General features: G+C 58.9%; 16 protein-coding genes. 3 read left to right on the top strand and 13 right to left on the bottom strand.

Translation table 11 applies throughout. The features are described 5' to 3' along the window. Positions 1–15 precede the first annotated feature (15 nt). The 13 genes from atpD to mioC all read right to left on the bottom strand — a co-directional run bounded on the left by atpD (position 16) and on the right by mioC (position 11,904). Positions 16–1,404, bottom strand: a complete 1,389-nt coding sequence (gene atpD, locus I6L33_RS04350; protein WP_005307215.1) for a F0F1 ATP synthase subunit beta — start codon at positions 1,402–1,404, stop codon at positions 16–18. Between the two features lie 33 nt (positions 1,405–1,437). Continuing rightward, positions 1,438–2,304: a F0F1 ATP synthase subunit gamma gene (gene atpG / locus I6L33_RS04345; RefSeq protein WP_005307212.1), complete on the bottom strand. Its 867-nt coding sequence runs from the start codon at positions 2,302–2,304 to the stop codon at positions 1,438–1,440. Between the two features lie 43 nt (positions 2,305–2,347). Continuing rightward, positions 2,348–3,889 (bottom strand): F0F1 ATP synthase subunit alpha, encoded by a 1,542-nt coding sequence (atpA, locus tag I6L33_RS04340; protein WP_010635591.1) that lies wholly within the window; start codon positions 3,887–3,889, stop codon positions 2,348–2,350. A gap of 15 nt (positions 3,890–3,904) precedes the next feature. Beyond that, entirely contained in the window at positions 3,905–4,438 is a 534-nt protein-coding gene (gene atpH, locus I6L33_RS04335) for a F0F1 ATP synthase subunit delta (RefSeq protein WP_005307208.1), read from the bottom strand. Between the two features lie 13 nt (positions 4,439–4,451). Then, the gene (gene atpF, locus I6L33_RS04330) at positions 4,452–4,922 is read right to left on the bottom strand and encodes a F0F1 ATP synthase subunit B (RefSeq protein ID WP_005307207.1); all 471 of its coding nucleotides are present in this window, start codon (positions 4,920–4,922) and stop codon (positions 4,452–4,454) included. 52 nt (positions 4,923–4,974) lie between these two features. Further along, a complete protein-coding gene (gene atpE / locus I6L33_RS04325; protein WP_005307205.1) occupies positions 4,975–5,217 on the bottom strand; it encodes a F0F1 ATP synthase subunit C in 243 nt (80 codons plus the stop codon). 58 nt (positions 5,218–5,275) lie between these two features. Then, positions 5,276–6,058 (bottom strand): F0F1 ATP synthase subunit A, encoded by a 783-nt coding sequence (atpB, locus tag I6L33_RS04320; protein ID WP_005307200.1) that lies wholly within the window; start codon positions 6,056–6,058, stop codon positions 5,276–5,278. Between the two features lie 8 nt (positions 6,059–6,066). Further along, positions 6,067–6,477, bottom strand: coding sequence for an ATP synthase subunit I (locus I6L33_RS04315; protein ID WP_010635593.1), 411 nt, complete (start codon positions 6,475–6,477; stop codon positions 6,067–6,069). A gap of 190 nt (positions 6,478–6,667) precedes the next feature. Then, positions 6,668–7,582, bottom strand: a complete 915-nt coding sequence (locus tag I6L33_RS04310; RefSeq protein WP_042006318.1) for a ParB/RepB/Spo0J family partition protein — start codon at positions 7,580–7,582, stop codon at positions 6,668–6,670. After that, entirely contained in the window at positions 7,579–8,382 is an 804-nt protein-coding gene (locus I6L33_RS04305) for a ParA family protein (RefSeq protein ID WP_005307193.1), read from the bottom strand. The genes I6L33_RS04310 and I6L33_RS04305 overlap by 4 nt, the downstream gene beginning before the upstream one ends. Positions 8,383–8,408: 26 nt before the next feature. Then, positions 8,409–9,035: a 16S rRNA (guanine(527)-N(7))-methyltransferase RsmG gene (rsmG, locus tag I6L33_RS04300; RefSeq protein ID WP_024942392.1), complete on the bottom strand. Its 627-nt coding sequence runs from the start codon at positions 9,033–9,035 to the stop codon at positions 8,409–8,411. A 20-nt stretch (positions 9,036–9,055) separates the two neighbouring features. Beyond that, positions 9,056–10,945, bottom strand: coding sequence for a tRNA uridine-5-carboxymethylaminomethyl(34) synthesis enzyme MnmG (gene mnmG / locus I6L33_RS04295; protein ID WP_017783543.1), 1,890 nt, complete (start codon positions 10,943–10,945; stop codon positions 9,056–9,058). A gap of 509 nt (positions 10,946–11,454) precedes the next feature. Next, complete coding sequence (mioC, locus tag I6L33_RS04290) at positions 11,455–11,904, bottom strand: FMN-binding protein MioC (protein ID WP_042051617.1); 450 nt, start codon at positions 11,902–11,904, stop codon at positions 11,455–11,457. Positions 11,905–12,287: 383 nt separating this feature from the next. On the opposite strand from mioC, the gene I6L33_RS04285 reads away from it, so the two are divergent. From I6L33_RS04285 to I6L33_RS04275, 3 genes are all read left to right on the top strand, one after another. Continuing rightward, positions 12,288–14,396 carry a TonB-dependent siderophore receptor gene (locus I6L33_RS04285; protein ID WP_216973614.1) on the top strand — a complete coding sequence of 703 codons (2,109 nt, stop codon included), beginning with the start codon at positions 12,288–12,290 and terminating at the stop codon, positions 14,394–14,396. A gap of 79 nt (positions 14,397–14,475) precedes the next feature. Continuing rightward, on the top strand, positions 14,476–16,134 hold the full coding sequence (locus I6L33_RS04280; protein ID WP_216973613.1) for a multidrug ABC transporter permease/ATP-binding protein: 1,659 nt from the start codon (positions 14,476–14,478) through the stop codon (positions 16,132–16,134). 22 nt (positions 16,135–16,156) lie between these two features. After that, a complete protein-coding gene (locus tag I6L33_RS04275) occupies positions 16,157–16,921 on the top strand; it encodes an ATP-binding cassette domain-containing protein (protein ID WP_216973612.1) in 765 nt (254 codons plus the stop codon). Positions 16,922–16,924 lie beyond the last annotated feature (3 nt).

Raw genomic sequence — 16,924 nt, 5'->3', positions numbered from 1 at the left:
CCCTCCTATCGAGGCTTACAGTTTCTTGGCTTTCTCGACAACTTCGTCGATGCTGCCAACCATGTAAAACGCCTGCTCCGGCAGATCGTCGTACTCGCCTTTCAGGATGCCCTGGAAACCACGGATGGTCTCTTTCAGCGGCACGTATTTGCCCGGAGAACCGGTAAACACTTCGGCCACGAAGAACGGCTGGGACAGGAAACGCTCGATCTTACGGGCACGGGCTACGGTCAGTTTGTCTTCTTCTGACAGTTCATCCATACCCAGGATGGCGATGATGTCCTTCAGCTCCTTGTAGCGCTGCAGTACGGTCTGAACGCCACGAGCAGTCTCGTAGTGCTCCTTGCCAACCACCAGCGGATCCAGCTGACGGGAGGTGGAGTCCAGCGGGTCAACGGCCGGGTAGATACCCAGTGCCGCGATCTGACGGGACAGTACCACGGTCGCATCCAGGTGGGCGAAGGTGGTCGCCGGAGACGGGTCGGTCAAGTCATCCGCAGGCACGTAAACGGCCTGTACGGAGGTGATGGAACCGGTCTTGGTGGAGGTGATGCGTTCCTGCAGAACACCCATCTCCTCGGCCAGGGTCGGCTGGTAACCTACTGCAGAGGGCATACGGCCCAGCAGTGCGGATACTTCAGTACCGGCCAGGGTGTAACGGTAGATGTTGTCCACGAAGAACAGCACGTCACGACCTTCGTCACGGAACTTCTCGGCCATGGTCAGGCCGGTCAGCGCCACGCGCAGACGGTTTCCGGGCGGCTCGTTCATCTGACCGTAAACCAGAGATACTTTGTCCAGTACGTTGGACTCCATCATCTCGTGGTAGAAGTCGTTACCCTCACGGGTACGCTCACCTACACCGGCGAACACGGAGTAACCGCTGTGTTCGATCGCGATGTTACGGATCAGCTCCATCATGTTTACGGTCTTGCCTACACCGGCACCACCGAACAGACCAACCTTACCCCCCTTGGCGAACGGGCATACCAGGTCGATAACCTTGATACCGGTCTCCAGCAGGTCGTTGCTGTTGGACTGATCTTCGTAGCTGGGAGCCGCGCGGTGGATGGACCAACGCTCTTCTTCACCGATCGGACCTTTTTCGTCGATCGGATCGCCCAGTACGTTCATGATCCGACCCAGAGTCGATACGCCGACCGGCACCTGGATGGATTTACCGCTATTCACTACTTCCAACCCACGACGCAGACCGTCGGAGGAGCCCATGGTGATGCAACGAACGACGCCGCCACCGATCTGTTGCTGAACTTCCAGCACCAGACCCTGGCCTTGACCTTCGCTGACAACCTTCAGTGCATCGTACACCTGGGGCACGGCATCTTGCGGGAACTCGATGTCCACCACAGCGCCGATGATTTGGACGATGAAACCGTTACTCATGTCAAATCCTCTAAACCTTTGATAACCCTTGCCTTACACCGCAGCAGCACCGGACACGATCTCTGTCAGTTCCTGGGTAATACTGGCCTGACGGGCCTTGTTGTATACCAGTTGCAGATCGTTAATCAGGTTACCGGCGTTGTCAGTCGCGGCTTGCATGGCAACCATTCGGGCTGCCTGTTCACTTGCCAAGTTTTCCACTACCCCCTGGTAGACCTGGGATTCGACGTAGCGAATCAGCAGGGTATCCAGCAGTTGCTTGGGATCCGGCTCATAGAGGTAATCCCAGTGGTGTTTCTTGGCGAGCTTGCTGTCTTCAGTTACGGGCAAAGGCAGCAGTTGATCGACTCGTGGTTGCTGAACCATGGTGTTGACGAACTTGTTGTACACCAGATACAGCCTGTCAATCTCACCGTTGTCGTAAGCCTTCAGCATGACCTTGACTGAACCAATCAGGTCATTGACGCTCGGGTTATCGCCCAGTCCTGCGACGTGAGCTTTCACCTTGGCGCCGTGCCGTTCAAAGAAGTTGGAGGCCTTGTTGCCGATCAGAGCCAGGTCAACCTTGGCTCCTTTCGCGCTCCATTGCTTCATGTCATTGAGGGCAGCCTTGAACAGGTTGATGTTCAGACCACCACACAGGCCACGGTCGGTGGAGACGACGATGTAACCCACTCGCTTGACCTCACGTTCGATGAGGTAGGGGTGCTTGTATTCCAGGTTCCCCTGAGCGATATGGCCGATCACCTTGCGCATGGTTTCAGCGTACGGACGGCTGGCAGACATGCGATCTTGCGCACGGCGCATCTTGCTTGCTGCCACCATTTCCATAGCGCCGGTGATCTTCTGAGTGTTTTTCACACTCGCGATCTTGTTACGTATCTCTTTTGCGCCGGCCATCTCTTACTCTCCATCAGGTGGCAGCTCGCGCTGCCACACACGCTTACCAGGTCTGGGTTGCCTTGAAGTTGTCCAGCAACGCAGTCAGCTTGCCAACGATCGCGTCGTTGTAGTCGGCCTTGGCATTGATTTCAGCCATCAGCTCGGCATGCTGGGTATTGGCGTAAGAGAGCAGAGCGGCTTCGAAGTCGACGATCTTGTTCAGCTCGACATCGGAGAGATAGCCTTTTTCCGCGGCGAACAGCACCAGAGACTGGTGAGCCACGCTCAGCGGAGAGTACTGCTTCTGCTTCATCAGCTCGGTCACTTTCTGACCGTGGTCCAGCTGCTTGCGGGTCGCATCGTCCAGGTCGGAAGAGAACTGGGCGAATGCAGCCAGTTCACGATACTGGGCCAGCGCGGTACGGATACCACCGGACAGCTTCTTGACGATCTTGGTCTGAGCGGCACCACCTACACGGGATACAGAGATACCCGGGTCAACGGCCGGACGGATACCGGAGTTGAACAGTTGTGAAGTCAGGAAGATCTGGCCATCGGTGATGGAGATCACGTTGGTCGGAACGAACGCGGATACGTCACCGGCCTGGGTTTCGATGATCGGCAGCGCGGTCAGAGAACCGGTCTGGCCTTTCACGGCACCGTTGGTGAACTTCTCTACGTACTCGGCGTTGACGCGAGCAGCACGCTCCAGCAGACGGGAGTGCAGATAGAAAACGTCGCCCGGGTAGGCTTCGCGTCCTGGCGGACGGCGCAGCAGCAGGGAGATCTGGCGATAAGCTACGGCCTGCTTGGACAGGTCATCATAGATGATCAGCGCGTCTTCACCGCGGTCACGGAAGTACTCACCCATGGAGCAGCCGGCATACGGAGCCAGGTACTGCAGGGCAGCCGCTTCGGAGGCAGAGGCAACCACCACGATGGTGTTGGCCAGGGCGCCGTGCTCTTCCAGCTTGCGTACCACGTTGGCGATGGTGGAGGCCTTCTGGCCGATCGCAACGTAGACACACTTAATGCCGGAGTCTTTCTGGTTGATGATGGTGTCGATGGCGATGGCAGTCTTGCCCACCTGACGGTCACCGATGATCAGCTCACGCTGGCCACGACCGATAGGGATCATGGCATCGATGGCTTTCAGACCGGTCTGGACCGGCTGGTCAACAGACTTACGCTCGATAACGCCCGGTGCAATCACTTCGATCGGCGAGAAGCCGTCGTTGTCGATTGGGCCTTTACCGTCGATCGGCTGACCCAGGGTGTTCAACACCCGGCCCAACAGACCACGACCGACCGGCACTTCCAGAATGCGGCCAGTCCCTTTTACTTTCATTCCTTCTGACAGACCGTCATAGGAACCCATGATCACCGCACCGACGGAGTCACGCTCCAGGTTCAATGCCAGAGCGTAGCGGTTGCCCGGCAGCTCGATCATCTCACCTTGCATGGCATCGGCCAGGCCGTGAATACGAATGATACCGTCGCTCACAGAGACGATGGTACCTTCGTTACGCGCTTCGCTCTTTACATCAAACTGCGCAATGCGCTGCTTGATCAGCTCGGCGATTTCAGTGGAATTCAGTTGCATGCTCTAATACCCCAATCAAGATTGCAGCGCGTCAGCCATGCGATCCAGCTTACCGCGGACCGTGCCGTCGATAACCAGGTCACCGGCCTTGATGAGCACCCCGGCCATCAAGGACGCATCCATGCTGCAATTCAGCTTCACTTTGCGCGCGAGACGTTGTTCCAGAGAAGCCTGAATATTGGCTTTCTGCTGGTCGGTCAGTTCGATCGCCGAAATCACATCAGCCTGAACTTCTTTATCCAGTTCAGCCTTGAACGCGACGAATTCGGCAACGACCGCCGGCAGCACACCCAAGCGACCATTCTCGGCCATCACCCGGATCAGGTTCTGACCATGCTCGTCGAGTTGCTCACCACAGATGCCGACAAACAACTTTGCCAGCTCTTCGGCAGCCACAGAGCCGTTTACCAGGTTGTGGATGGTCTCGTTCTCCGCTACTTGTGCAGCGAAGCCGAGCATCCCCAGCCACTGGTCAACCGCCTTGTGCTCAACGGCAAACTCGAAAGCAGCCTTGGCGTAGGGGCGAGCGATTGTAGTCAGTTCAGACATAGCCCCGTTCCCGTTACAGTTCTGCTACCAGCTTGTCGACGATGTCGCTGTTGGCAGCCTGGTCGATTTGGCGCGCCAGGATCTTCTCTGCACCAGCAATGGCAAGAGCAGCAACCTGCTTACGCAGTTCTTCTTTGGCACGATGACGTTCAGCTTCAATCTCGGCACGGCCCTGAGCCAGGATTTTTTCCCGCTCAGATTGGGCACCGGCAGCAGCTTCATCAATGATCTGGGCCTTGCGTTTGTTGGCCTGTTCAATGATTTCTGCAGCCTGGAGCTTGGCTTCTTTCAGCTGATCGGTGGCGTTGGCCTTGGCCAAATCCAGATCTTTCTTGGCACGCTCGGCAGAAGAGAGGCCGTCAGCAATGGTTTTCTGACGGGCTTCGATGGCAGCCATCAGCGGCGGCCACACGTACTTCATGCAAAACACTACGAAGAAGAAAAAAGCGACTGCTTGGCCGAGGAGGGTGGCGTTGATATTCACAGCCTGTGTCCTCTTAGTTAGTTAATGGGTTATGTCCGGAGGTCGCTATGACTTAGCCGGCAACCGCAAACATCACGTACAGACCCAGACCAACGGCGATCATCGGGATCGCATCCACCAGACCCATCACGATGAAGAACTGGGTACGCAGAACAGGGATCAGGTCCGGTTGACGAGCTGCACCTTCCAGGAATTTGCCACCCAGGATACCGATACCGATGGAAGCGCCGATAGCCGCCAGACCCATCATCATTGCAGCAGCGATGTACAGCAGGTCCATGTTCAAGTTTTCCATGAGGATCTCCATTTATTTAGATGTAATTGATTGTATAAAAAGGATTATTTGAGTTGCATCAACCATGGTCTTCTTGAGCCATCGACAGATAGACGATGGTCAGCACCATGAAGATAAACGCCTGCAAAGTGATGATCAGGATGTGGAAAATTGCCCAAGGCACGGACAGGATCCACTGAGACCACCAGGGTAGCAAACCCGCAATCAGGATAAAGATCAGTTCGCCAGCATACATGTTGCCGAACAGTCGAAGACCCAGAGAAACAGGTTTGGAAATCAGCGTAACAGTTTCCAGGATGAGGTTAACCGGGATGGCCGCCGGGTGGTTGAAAGGCTGAAGCGTCAGCTCCTTCACAAACCCGCCGATACCCTTGACCTTGATGCTGTAGTACAGGATCAAGAAGAACACGCCCAAAGCCATGGACATGGTGATGTTAACGTCAGCAGAGGGAACCACACGCAGATAGGGAACACCCATCAACTGTGCAGCGTGGGGGATAAAGTCAACGGGGATCAGATCCATCAGGTTCATCAGGAAGATCCACACAAACACCGTCAGGGCCAAAGGTGCGATGACCTTGTTGCGACCGTGAAAGATGTCCTTGACGTTACCACTCACAAACTCGACCAGCATCTCCACAAAGCACTGCAGTTTACCGGGCACACCACTGGTAGCGTTGACGGCTACGCGGCGGAACAACCAGATAAACAGAGCGCCCAACAGAACAGAAAATATCATTGAGTCGACATTGACTGTCCAGAACCCAGACCCGACTTGCAGATGGGTCAGATGGTGGGAGATATATCCCTGAGGAGTCAGGACTTCTCCGGTTGCAGACATGAGTTTTCCTAATAGTGGTTGTTAAGCGTGAATGAGACTATCCACTGTACAACGAGGGCGAGGATATAAGTGGCAAAGAACGAGACGGTATCGACCTCGATCCCGGCGCCAAACATCAGGGCGAAAAGTCCTGTTGTAGTAATGAGCTTAATCCCTGCCCCACCATAAAAGTCCCGCAGAACCAGGCCCACGCTCTCTTTCGTCACCTTGCGGCGCAGAACCCAGAGCGTGAACAGGGCTTGAGGAACCCAGTACATGCTCCCCCCGTAGAGGGAGGAGCGTCCGGCAAACGCACCAGCCTGGTAAAACCAGACGGTACTGATCGCCAGGATCAGGACGAGCTGACAAACGAGCATAGCCAAGGCCAGCGTTAAACCTTCCAAGGCTATTTTCTGCTTCACCAACCTACCCCTGAACATTACAGAACTGTAAAAAATCGGGATCCGAAGACCCCGCGTTTACAGCCCAAAAAGCCGGTCAAATTATACCCTTGAAGACAGCTATTGCAACATGGCAAAAATCCTTAATTTTTGCGGCTTTCCGCACAGAATTAAGGTTATGTTCATATCAAAAGGAATGGATGTTTTATTACTACAAAAAGCGTAAAAATCACGATTCTGACAGGCCAAAATAGCTCAATACCCGGTCCAAATCCGCCAAGTTCTCGTAACTAATTACTAACTTGCCGCTATCCTGTTTTCCCGGCTGAAGTTGTACCTGATTGCCAATTTTTTCTGAAATCTGGCGCTCGAGATAACCAAACTGGGGATCGCGGACGGGCTCGACCCTGGCTTTTGCCGGTTCCAGCGCCTTTTGCACCAACTTCTCGGTATCTCGCACGGTCAGCCCCTTCTGGGCCACCAATTTGGCCAGTTCGGACTGGGCCTGGCCGCTCAGGGCCAGCAGGGCACGGGCATGGCCCATATCGAGGTCACCGTGCTCGACGAAGCGCTTCACGTCGTCGTTGAGCTGGTTGAGGCGCAGCAGGTTGGTCACCGTGGTGCGGGACTTGCCCACCGCATCGGCCACCTGCTGGTGGGTCAGTTCGAATTCGGTCAGTAGCCGCTGCAGGGCGACCGCCTCTTCGATGGCGTTGAGGTCTTCACGCTGGATGTTTTCGATGAGCGCGATGGCGACGGCAGCCTCGTCAGGCACATCCTTGACCAGGCAGGGCACCACCTCGAGGCGGGCCAGCTGGGAGGCGCGCCAGCGCCGCTCACCGGCGATGATTTCGAAGGAGTGCTCGCCGAGGGGGCGTACCACGATGGGCTGGATCACCCCCTGGGCACGGATGGAGTTGGCCAGCTCTTCCAGCGCATCCTGCGACATGTCCTTGCGCGGCTGGTACTTGCCGGACTGCAACCACTCCACCGGCAGCTTGCGCAGTTCGCCCTGGTTGGTCGGGGTCGGGGCCATGGCCTGCTCGGTGCGCTGATCGCTCATCACCTGCTTCTGGCGCGCGGCCGTGCTGGTGCTGAGCAGAGCGTCCAGCCCCTTGCCCAGCCCACGTTTTTTCGGCGTCATATGCTCTCTCGGTCTGCGATGGTCACCTGGCGCTCCTGCTCCTGGCGACGCAGGATCTCGCCAGCCAGAGCCAGATAGGCCTTGGCGCCCACCGATGATTTGTCATAGTGCATGGCCGGGGCGCCGAAACTCGGTGCCTCCGCCAGTCTTACGTTGCGGGGAATGATGGTGCGATAGACCTTGTCCCCGAAGTGCTGTTTAAGCTGATCGGACACATCATTGGCCAGCCGGTTGCGGTGATCGAACATGGTGCGCAGCACCCCTTCGATCTTCAGATCCGGATTGACCACGGCTGCCAGCTTGCTGATGGTGTCCACCAGGGCGGTCAACCCTTCCAGCGCATAGTATTCGCACTGCATGGGCACCAGCACGGAGTCGGCGGCGGCCATGGCGTTGACGGTCAGCATGTTGAGAGAAGGCGGGCAGTCGATGAAGACGTAGTCGTACTTGTCCCGCACCGCGGCCAGCGCGTTGCGCAGGCGGATCTCGCGGGCGAAGAACTCCATCAGACGAATTTCGGCCGCGGTCACGTCGGCGTTGGCGGCGATCAGGTGATAGCCCCCGGAGGTTTCGGGGATGATCACCTCGCCGATGGGGGCGTCCTCGATCAGCAGCTCATAGGCAGTGCGCTCGACTTCGTACTTGTCGACACCGCTGCCCATGGTGGCATTGCCCTGCGGATCCAGATCGATCACCAGCACCTTGCGGCGGGTAGCGGCCATGGAGGCGGCCAGATTCACACAGGTGGTGGTTTTACCCACTCCACCCTTCTGGTTGGCTATGGCGATGACTTTTCCCACACTGTCCCCTAAATGAAACTGCGACCCTATTCGGGCTGGATATGTTTGAATTCCAGCAGATGACGTTCGCCTTCCAGCTCCGGCACCACCAGTTGATGGGAGGCGACCAGACGGATGTTGGCGGGCAACTGGGCCAGCTCCTGCTCGGGATACTGTCCCTTGAGCGCGAGGAAGCTGCCCTGGGCCGACGGCAGATGGTGACACCAGCCCAGCATGTCCTCCAGCGAGGCGAAGGCCCGGCTCAGCACGCCGTCAAATCCCACCTCGGGCTGATACTCCTCGACCCGGGATTTGACGGGAGTCACGTTGGTCAAGCCCAACTCCAGGATCACCTGGCGGATGAAGTTGATCCGCTTGCCCAGACTGTCCAGCAGCACGAACTGCTTGTCCGGATTGATGATCGCCAGCGGCAGTCCGGGCAGACCCGGGCCTGTGCCCACATCGATGAAGCGCTCACCGTGCAGGTGCCGGCTCACCACCAGGCTGTCGAGGATGTGCTTGACCAGCATGGCGTCCGGATCTCGTACCGAGGTGAGATTGTAAGCCTTGTTCCACTTGTGCAGCAACTCGACAAGCCGAACCAACTGGGTCTTTTGGGTCTCGGTGATAACAATTCCGGCCTGCATGAGCAGGCCGTTCAATCTTTCCAGCATGTTTTGCAACGGTAGGATCCTCAGGCGGTTTTACGCAGCAGGCCGTGTTTTTTCAGATGAACCAGCAGGATGGAGATGGCCGCCGGGGTGATGCCGGAGATGCGGGACGCCTGACCTATGGTCTGCGGCTTGGCATCGTTGAGCTTGGCGATCACCTCGTTGGAGAGGCCGTTGACGTCGCGGTAGTTCATGTCCAGCGGCAGCAGGGTGTTCTCGTTGCGCAGCTGCTTCTCCACCTCGTCGTGCTGGCGTTCAATGTAGCCGGCGTACTTGATCTGGATCTCCACCTGGTCGGCGGCGGCCGAATCGCTCAGCGCAGGCCCGACCCCCTCGATGGCCATCAGCGCATCGTAGGTCACCTCGGGGCGGCGCAGCAGCTCTTCCAGGCTCTGCTCGCGGGTCAGCGGGGTGTTGACCAGGGCATTGACCGCCTCCAGCGACGGATGTTGCGGGTGGATCCAGGTCGAGCGCATGCGCTGACGCTCCTGCTCCACCTGTTCCATCTTGGCGTTGAACTTGCTCCAGCGCTCGTCATCCACCAGGCCCAGCTCGCGGCCGATGGCTGTCAGGCGCAGATCGGCGTTGTCTTCCCGCAGCAGCAGGCGATATTCGGCACGGCTGGTGAACATGCGGTAGGGTTCGCGGGTTCCCAGGGTGGAGAGATCGTCCATCATCACGCCGATGTAGGCCTGATCCCGGCGCGGATGCCAGGGATCCTTGCCCTGCGCACGCAAGGCGGCGTTCAGACCGGCCAGCAGGCCTTGGGCTGCCGCCTCTTCATAGCCGGTGGTGCCGTTGATCTGTCCGGCGAAGAACAGGTTGCCAATGCACTTGCTCTCCATGTTGGCCTTGAGATCCCGCGGATCGAAGAAATCGTACTCGATGGCATAGCCCGGGCGGGTGATGTGCGCATTCTCGAAGCCGCGCACGGAGCGGACGATCTGCACCTGCACGTCGAACGGCAGGCTGGTGGAGATCCCGTTCGGGTAGAGTTCATGGGTGGTCAGGCCTTCCGGCTCGACGAAAATCTGGTGCGCCGTCTTGTCGGCAAAACGGGTGATCTTGTCCTCGATCGACGGGCAGTAGCGCGGGCCAATCCCCTCGATCACCCCGGCGTACATGGGGCTGCGATCCAGGTTGTTGCGGATCACCTCGTGGGTGCGCTCGTTGGTATGGGTAACGTAGCAGGGCACCTGACGCGGATGCTGGCTGGCATCGCCGATGAAGGAGAAGACCGGACGCGGATCGTCGCCGTGCTGGGCCTGCATCACCGAGAAATCGACGCTGCGGGCATCGATGCGGGGCGGTGTACCTGTCTTGAGGCGATCGATGCGCAGCGGCAGTTCCCGCAGGCGCTGGGCGAGGGCGATCGAGGGAGGATCCCCGGCGCGGCCGCCCTTGTAGTTTTCCATGCCGATGTGGATCAGGCCGTTCAGGAAGGTACCCACGGTCAGCACGACCGTCTTGCCGCTGATACGGATCCCGCTCTGGGTGACCACGCCGGCAACCCGATCCCCGTCCATGATGAGATCGTCACAGGCCTGCTGGAAGATCTTCAGGTTGGGGTAGTTCTCCAGCATCTGGCGCACGACTGCCTTGTAAAGCAGACGATCCGCCTGGGCGCGAGTGGCGCGAACCGCCGGGCCCTTGGAGGAGTTGAGGGTACGGAACTGGATCCCGCCAAGATCGATGGCACGCGCCATGATCCCGCCGAGAGCGTCAACTTCCTTGACCAGGTGTCCCTTGCCGATCCCGCCGATCGCCGGGTTGCAGGACATGTGTCCCAGCGTATCGATATTGTGGGTCAGCAACAGGGTATTGAGGCCCATCCGGGCTGCCGCTGTTGCCGCTTCGGTTCCTGCATGACCGCCACCGACGACGATCACATCAAATTGTTCATGGTATTGCATTGGGGATCACCTTGATCTGCACGCCTGAAGATCTTTGTTTGCCTGTGCTCGAGGGCGGAACATTCTATCTGTTTAGCGTCCTGAGGGGAACGTCTACTTAACGTTCAGTATGGAGGGAGGATCCACTAAATAGATCTTAAGGATCTTTAGATCGATCTTTTATTGGATCTTTTATTAGGATCCGCCTCTTCTGTTGATAAGCACTTTTTGATCATAAAGATCATCGTCTTAAGAGCGATCTCTGGTTGTGGAAAAGCTTGGATCCTGGCTCCGTGAACTGGGGGATAACAAGGGTTTTTATGCACAGACACCCTTTGGTTTAGATCTAATACATGGATAACTATAGGTTTTACAGAGTTTTACACAGGAGTTATTCACAATTTCTCGGAGCATTCTAGGGGAACCTTTGGAACAACTTCTCCGGATCCACCTGTTAATAACCTGGTGGATAGCGATCTGGGGATAAGCGGGGAGATCGAGCCGTTCATGCCGGATCTCCCGCTCCCGGTTCAGGCGATCAGGGCCAACCAGTCCCGGATCCAGATTTCGGCCGCATCTTCCGGGATCTCGTGCCGGGTCACGTCGATGTCGAGACGATCCCCAATCCGGCTGGCGCCGCACTCGGCCAGCAGTCGATCCAGCGTCTTGCCACCCTGGCAGAAGGTGTCATAACTGCTGTCTCCCAGCGCGATCACCCCGTATTTCCAGCCATCAAGATCCGGACGCTGCTCGGCAAGATCCTTGGCGAAAGGCTGCAGATTGTCGGGCACATCGCCGGCACCGTGGGTGGAGGTGACCACCAGCACTATGGACTCCGGCTCGGCAAGCACCCTGGCCAGGCTGGCGGGGTTGTGGATCTCGGTTTGGTGGCCCGCTTGTTCCAGCAGGCCGGCGACGTGGTCCGCGACATATTCAGAGGCGCCCAGCATGGAGCCGACGACGAGATTGAGTTTGGCCATGGAATGGATCCTGATTTCAGACGAAGCAAGAGAAAGCCGGATTCTACCGCCAAAGGGTGTGGATAAATATGGATAAAGCTTGGGGATAATGGATCCTCGCTGCTTTTGTACGGAAAAAAGGGATCCCCGCCCACCGATCCTGCCCAATCTTGCGATCGTGTCGAAAAGGGGCCGTTTCCTCCTCTTGTGTGTTCTCCGCTCGGCTCCTGATACGTTAAGTAACAATGCGGATGCAAATGATTAGCAATTATTGAATCGATTCGATCATGGCTCCTGTAGTAGCATGTCGCTGCTTTATTCGCCTGAGGAACCGGGCTGCCGGCATGACCGGCTATCAATAATAAGAAATCAGAAACAACTCATTGATATTTGAGACACTTACTATGATTGCGCAAAAAAACACCCCCATCGCAGCGATGCGAAAGAGAGGGGCACAGCAACTGCTGCCGCTCTCCTGCCTGTTGGCCAGCCTGCCCGTGCTGGCGGCCGAACAACCGAAAGAACTGCCGAAAGCCAGCGAGACCATGGTGGTCACCGGCACCGCCATGAAGGTGGAAGTGCCCATGGCCGAGACGCCTCGCGCCGTCTCCGTGGTCAACCGCGAGGAGCTGGATCAGCGTGCCGTGCAGCAGCTTGACGAGTCCCTGCGCTACCGCTCCGGCGTGCTCACCGGCCTCTATGGCTCCGACAACAATACCGACTGGTTCAAGGTGCGCGGCTTCGATGCCGCCTCCTATCTGGATGGCAACCGCCTGTTCGGCACCGGCTATTATCTCTGGACGCCGGAGCCGTTCGGCCTGGAGAGCGTGGAAGTGCTCAAAGGCCCGGCCTCGATCCTCTACGGCGAGGCGCCTCCCGGCGGCGTGATCAATGCCATCAGCAAGCGGCCGACCGCCACCCCGCAGGGGCTGCTGGATCTGCAGCTGGGCAGCCGTGATCATCGCCAGATCGGGGTGGATGTCTCCGATGCACTGACCGACAACAGCCGCTACCGCATGGTTGCTCTTTATAAGGAGCGTGACGGCGTGCTGGACGGCACTTACAACGATCGCGTCTATCTGGCGCCGAGCGTGACCTTCGATCTCTCGGATCGCACCAGCCTGACCCTGCTGGCCAGCTTCCTGCACGACGAAGGGGTGCCGACCAACGGTTTCTTCCCGGTTTACGGCACCCTCAATACCAGCGGTGGCCAGATCGATCCCAGTACCAACCTGAGCCAGCCGGATTACGATCGCAACCGCAATACCCAGCTCTCCACCGGTTACGAGCTGGCCCACCAGCTCAACCAGACCTGGGAGTTCAAGCAGAACGTCCGCTTCAACTACAACGATCTGCTGCTGCGTCAGACCTATATCTTCCCGACCTATGAAGGCACCACCGCCTTCCGCGGCTTGATCTATCGCGACGGCACCACCAAGAGCGCCACCATGGACAACCAGATGGTGGGTTACTGGAACACCGACAGCACAGAGCAGACCCTGCTGCTGGGGGTGGATCTGCAGCGCCATGTCAATGAAGGCCAGGAAGCCGACAACTACGGCATGGGCTCCATCAATACCATGAACCCGGATTACAGCGGCTTCCCCGGTTTTGATGAGTCCACCGCCACCCACCAGAAGAGCACCAAGGGCCAGAGCGGCCTCTATGCCCAGCACCAGATCCGCTGGGACGATCGCTGGTTGCTGACTGGTGGCGGTCGCTTCGACTACGTGGAGACCCACAACATCAGCGAAGCCAAGGGCAAGAGCGAGAAGCAGTATGATCACGAGCTCTCCCTCTCCGGCAGCCTGATGTACCTGGCCGACAATGGTCTCTCTCCTTATGTTGCCTATGCCGAGTCGTTCGAGGTGCTGCCTGGGATCGATCCCAACACCAGCGAATCCTACAAGCCGCTCAAGGGCACCCTGTACGAGACCGGCGTCAAGTACGCGCCGAGCTTCCTCGATGGCTACATCAACCTGGCCCTGTTCGATCTGGAGCAGACCAACTCGCTGGTGTCCACCGGTTCCGGCCAGCAGACCCAGGCCGGCGAAGTAACCTCCCGGGGTGTCGAGCTGGAAGGGAGCGTGCAGGCCACCGAGGCGCTGCGCCTGACCGCCGCCTACACCTATACCGATGCCAAGACCAACGACACCGGCAATGGCGATCGCCGTGCCAGCCTGATCCCGCGCCACCAGGCCTCCTTCTGGGGCAACTACAAGGTGCAGCAGGGTCCGGTCTCCGGTCTCGAGCTGGGGAGCGGCGTGCGCTACGTCGGCTCCAGCGTCGGCATCGGTGCCGTGAATGCGGACTACACCCCCATCTACGGCTCGGCCCAGGTGCCGGCCCATACCGTATGGGATGCGATGATCGGGTATGACTTTGCCAAGAACTGGCGGGCTCAGCTCAACGTCAACAACCTGCTGGGTGATACCTACGTGGCCAGCTGCGACTACTACTGCTACTACGGCGAGCCGCGCAGCGTAGTGGGCAGCATCAACTACCGCTGGTAATCGAAGTGGGGCGGGAACCGGGTTCCCGCCCTTCTTTTCACCTGCTGTTGCTCTGATCTCTCTGGAATACCGGTCCGTTATGGAACTCTTGTCTCTGGTTTATCGCCAATATCGTTGGCCCTTCATCGCCATTACCCTGCTCAGCCTGCTCAGTGCCGTCAGCGGGATTGGTGTCATTGCCTTTATCAATCAGTCTCTCGTCGAATCCGTCGGCGATCCGCTGCCGGTGCTCGGCCAGCTGATCGGCCTCATCTTATTGCTGCTGGTGATCACGCTCGGCTCTCAGCTGGCGCTGACCACCCTCGGCCATCATTTCGTCTACCGGCTGCGCGGCCGCCTGCTCAAGCAGTTGCTGGATACCGATGTCGCCCGCCTGCGCCAGATTGGCCAGGGGCCGCTGCTGGCCTCCCTTTCCAGCGACATCGGCCAGATCACCATCGCCTTCGTGCGCCTGCCGGAGCTGGTGCAGGGGCTGGTGCTCACCCTGGGGTCGGCCCTCTACCTCGGCTGGCTGTCACCGGCCCTGCTTGGCGTCACCACCCTCTGGGTCACCTTCACCATGGTGGTGGGCTGGCTGCTGGTGAACCGGGTCTATCGCCATCTCTCCCACATGCGTCAGGCCGAGGATCGGCTCTATCAGAACTATCAGGCCATCATCGCCGGCAGCAAGGAGCTGGCGCTCAACCGCGAGCGTGCCCACTTCGTCTACCACCAGCTTTATCAGCAGAATGCGCAGGAGTACCGCCAGCAGATCATCCGTGCCGACACCTATCACCTGAGCGCGGTGAACTGGTCGAATATCATGATGCTGGGGGCCATCGGCCTGGTCTTCTTCCTGGCCAACGGACTGGGCTGGGCCGACACCCGGGTGGCCGCCACCTTCGCGCTGACCCTGCTGTTCTTGCGTACCCCCTTGCTGCAGGGCATTGGCGCCTTGCCGACCCTGCTCTCTGCCCAGGTGGCGTTCGACAAGATTGCGGCCCTCAATCTGGCTGCGCCGGACGCCGACTTCCCGCTGCCGTCCGCGCCCCGCGCCTGGCAGCGCATCGAGTTGGAGCAGGTGATCTTTCACTATCAGGGGGAGGGCGGCTTTGCCGTCGGCCCTATCGATCTGGTCATCGAAAAGGGGGAGCAGATCTTCATCATCGGTGGCAACGGCTCCGGCAAGTCGACCCTGGCCATGCTGCTGACCGGCCTCTATCAGCCGGTAGCGGGCCGGATCCTGCTGGATGGGGAGCCGGTCACCAATCGCAACGCCTATCTGGCGCTCTTCTCCGCCATCTTCACCGACTATCACCTGTTCCAGCACCTGCTGGGGCCGGAACCCAAGGATGAGCTGGTGGCCGAGTGGCTGGAGCGGCTGCAGATGGGCAGCAAGCTCACCATCGAAGATGGCTTCATCGCCGATATCGACCTCTCCCAGGGGCAGCGCAAGCGAGTCGCCCTGCTGCTGGCGCTGGCCGAGCAGCGCGAGGTGATGCTGTTTGACGAGTGGGCCGCGGATCAGGATCCCCAGTTCCGCCGCATCTTCTATCAGCTGCTGTTGCCGCGCCTGAAGGAGATGGGCAAGACGGTGATCGCCATCAGCCACGACGATCTCTACTTCTCCCAGGCCGACCGGTTGCTGGAGATGCGCCAGGGCCGGCTCAGCGAGCTGACCGGCGAGCGGCGCGAGCAGGTGAGCCGCGATGCGGTCGCCCATCTGGATTGTGACTTGAATGCAGAGGTGCCGGTTTGAACCCGGCCAACAGGAACCGCTTATGTTTGAGATGAAATCAGCCAGCTTCGCGGTCAATGACCGTACGCTGCTGCACCCCACCGATCTCTGTTTTGAGCAGGGCAAGGTCTATGGCCTCATCGGCCACAACGGTTCGGGCAAATCCACCCTGCTCAAGCTGCTGGCACGCCAGCAGCCGCTCAGTGAAGGCGAGATCCGGTTCGATGACAAGCCGCTGCCGGCGTGGGGGGCGCGCGACTTCGCCCGTCAGGTGGCCTATCTGCCCCAGCATCTGCCGAGCGCCGAAAACCTGCTCGGGCGGGAGCTGGTGGAGATGGGTCGCTACCCCTGGCGCGGCCTGCTGGGCCGGATGGGGGCGGAGGATCACCGCCAGGTCGAACGGGCCATCGCTCTTACTCATACTGAACGCTTTGCCGATCGGCTGGTGGACACGCTTTCCGGTGGTGAGCGGGGGCGGGTGTGGCTGGCCATGCTGCTGGCCCAGGAGAGCCGTTTCATCCTGCTGGACGAGCCGCTGGCCGCGCTGGACGTGGCCCATCAGGTGGAGGTGCTCACGCTGGTCAAGCAGTTGAGCCGTCAGCTCAAGCTCGGGGTCATCATCGTCATTCACGACATAAACATGGCCTCCCGCTTCTGCGATCGGTTGGTGGCGCTGCACTCCGGCCGCCTGCTGACCCACGGCGAACCCGAACAGATCATGACCGGCGAGACCCTGCACGCCATCTATGGCATCCCGATGGAGGTCATTCGCCACCCGGCCCATGACCACGCCATCGCCATCGTTTAGACA

Source organism: Aeromonas sp. FDAARGOS 1403 (assembly GCF_019047325.1).
In the GTDB taxonomy this organism is placed as follows: Bacteria; Pseudomonadota; Gammaproteobacteria; order Enterobacterales; family Aeromonadaceae; genus Aeromonas; species Aeromonas dhakensis.
The sequence above is the reverse complement of the archived record's forward strand: the minus strand, read 5'-3'. Positions and strand labels throughout refer to the sequence as shown.

Bases quoted from the DNA above. Each gene is read 5' to 3' on its own strand.
- mnmG (WP_017783543.1), bottom strand. From the start codon at position 10,945: ATGCAATACCATGAACAATTTGATGTGATCGTCGTCGGTGGCGGTCAT.
- atpE (WP_005307205.1), bottom strand. From the start codon at position 5,217: ATGGAAAACTTGAACATGGACCTGCTGTACATCGCTGCTGCAATGATG.
- atpG (WP_005307212.1), bottom strand. From the start codon at position 2,304: ATGGCCGGCGCAAAAGAGATACGTAACAAGATCGCGAGTGTGAAAAAC.
- I6L33_RS04285 (WP_216973614.1), top strand. From the start codon at position 12,288: ATGATTGCGCAAAAAAACACCCCCATCGCAGCGATGCGAAAGAGAGGG.
- rsmG (WP_024942392.1), bottom strand. From the start codon at position 9,035: ATGCTGGAAAGATTGAACGGCCTGCTCATGCAGGCCGGAATTGTTATC.
- I6L33_RS04275 (WP_216973612.1), top strand. From the start codon at position 16,157: ATGTTTGAGATGAAATCAGCCAGCTTCGCGGTCAATGACCGTACGCTG.
- I6L33_RS04280 (WP_216973613.1), top strand. From the start codon at position 14,476: ATGGAACTCTTGTCTCTGGTTTATCGCCAATATCGTTGGCCCTTCATC.
- I6L33_RS04310 (WP_042006318.1), bottom strand. From the start codon at position 7,582: ATGACGCCGAAAAAACGTGGGCTGGGCAAGGGGCTGGACGCTCTGCTC.
- mioC (WP_042051617.1), bottom strand. From the start codon at position 11,904: ATGGCCAAACTCAATCTCGTCGTCGGCTCCATGCTGGGCGCCTCTGAA.
- I6L33_RS04315 (WP_010635593.1), bottom strand. From the start codon at position 6,477: ATGTTCAGGGGTAGGTTGGTGAAGCAGAAAATAGCCTTGGAAGGTTTA.
- atpA (WP_010635591.1), bottom strand. From the start codon at position 3,889: ATGCAACTGAATTCCACTGAAATCGCCGAGCTGATCAAGCAGCGCATT.
- atpH (WP_005307208.1), bottom strand. From the start codon at position 4,438: ATGTCTGAACTGACTACAATCGCTCGCCCCTACGCCAAGGCTGCTTTC.
- atpD (WP_005307215.1), bottom strand. From the start codon at position 1,404: ATGAGTAACGGTTTCATCGTCCAAATCATCGGCGCTGTGGTGGACATC.
- atpB (WP_005307200.1), bottom strand. From the start codon at position 6,058: ATGTCTGCAACCGGAGAAGTCCTGACTCCTCAGGGATATATCTCCCAC.